This is a genomic window from Companilactobacillus halodurans, from assembly GCF_009600985.1.
In the GTDB taxonomy this organism is placed as follows: domain Bacteria; phylum Bacillota; class Bacilli; order Lactobacillales; family Lactobacillaceae; genus Companilactobacillus; species Companilactobacillus halodurans.
The window spans coordinates 1-1,655 of record NZ_VDFP01000101.1 but is presented as its reverse complement, the minus strand read 5'-3'; the positions used below and the strand labels follow the sequence as shown (position 1 = coordinate 1,655).

At 49.4% G+C, this 1,655-nt stretch carries 1 rRNA gene; it reads right to left on the bottom strand.

Annotated features, from left to right (window positions below):
- Positions 1 to 66: 66 nt before the first annotated feature.
- Positions 67 to 1,633, bottom strand: a 16S ribosomal RNA gene (locus FHL06_RS12740).
- Between the last annotated feature and the right edge of the window lie 22 nt (positions 1,634 to 1,655).

The following is a 1,655-nucleotide window of genomic DNA, read 5'->3' as shown; positions in this document are numbered from 1 at the left end:
CTCAAAACTAAACAAAGTTTTAACAATTGTGTATTTCCGTTGGTACCAAAAGTACCATATCCTTAGAAAGGAGGTGATCCAGCCGCAGGTTCTCCTACGGCTACCTTGTTACGACTTCACCCTAATCATTTGTCCCACCTTAGGCGGTTAGCTCCCCGAAGGGTTACCCCACCGACTTTGGGTGTTACAAACTCTCATGGTGTGACGGGCGGTGTGTACAAGGCCCGGGAACGTATTCACCGCGGCATGCTGATCCGCGATTACTAGCGATTCCAGCTTCATGCAGGCGAGTTGCAGCCTGCAATCCGAACTGAGATCGATTTTAAGTGATTTGCTTGCCCTCGCGAGTTCGCAACACGTTGTATCGACCATTGTAGCACGTGTGTAGCCCAGGTCATAAGGGGCATGATGATTTGACGTCGTCCCCACCTTCCTCCGGTTTGTCACCGGCAGTCTCACCAGAGTGCCCAACTGAATGCTGGCAACTGATAATAAGGGTTGCGCTCGTTGCGGGACTTAACCCAACATCTCACGACACGAGCTGACGACAACCATGCACCACCTGTATCCATGTCCCCGAAGGGAAAGACTAATCTCTTAGCTTTTCATGGTATGTCAAGACCTGGTAAGGTTCTTCGCGTTGCTTCGAATTAAACCACATGCTCCACCGCTTGTGCGGGCCCCCGTCAATTCCTTTGAGTTTCAATCTTGCGATCGTACTCCCCAGGCGGAGTGCTTAATGCGTTAGCTGCAGCACTGAAGGGCGGAAACCCTCCAACACTTAGCACTCATCGTTTACGGCATGGACTACCAGGGTATCTAATCCTGTTTGCTACCCATGCTTTCGAATCTCAGCGTCAGTTACAGACCAGAAAGCCGCCTTCGCCACTGGTGTTCTTCCATATATCTACGCATTCCACCGCTACACATGGAGTTCCACTTTCCTCTTCTGCACTCAAGTTTACCAGTTTTCGAAGCACTTCCTCGGTTGAGCCGAGGGCTTTCACTTCAAACTTAATAAACCGCCTACATTCTCTTTACGCCCAATAAATCCGGACAACGCTTGCCACCTACGTATTACCGCGGCTGCTGGCACGTAGTTAGCCGTGGCTTTCTGATTGAATACCGTCAGTACGTGAACAGTTACTCTCACGCATGTTCTTCTTCAATAACAGAGTTTTACGATCCGAAAACCTTCTTCACTCACGCGGCATTGCTCCATCAGGCTTTCGCCCATTGTGGAAGATTCCCTACTGCTGCCTCCCGTAGGAGTTTGGGCCGTGTCTCAGTCCCAATGTGGCCGATTACCCTCTCAGGTCGGCTACGTATCATTGCCTTGGTGAGCTATTACCTCACCAACTAGCTAATACGCCGCGGGTCCATCCAGAAGAGATAGCAGAGCCATCTTTCAAACAAAAAACATGTGTTTAATGTTGTTATACGGTATTAGCACTTGTTTCCAAATGTTATCCCCTACTTCTGGGCAGGTTACCCACGTGTTACTCACCCGTCCGCCACTCGCTTAGATCTGATTCATGATGCAAGCATCAATCATCAGGAAAGCTCGTTCGACTTGCATGTATTAGGCATGCCGCCAGCGTTCGTCCTGAGCCAGGATCAAACTCTCATATTAAAAGTTTGTGACTCATAAAAAA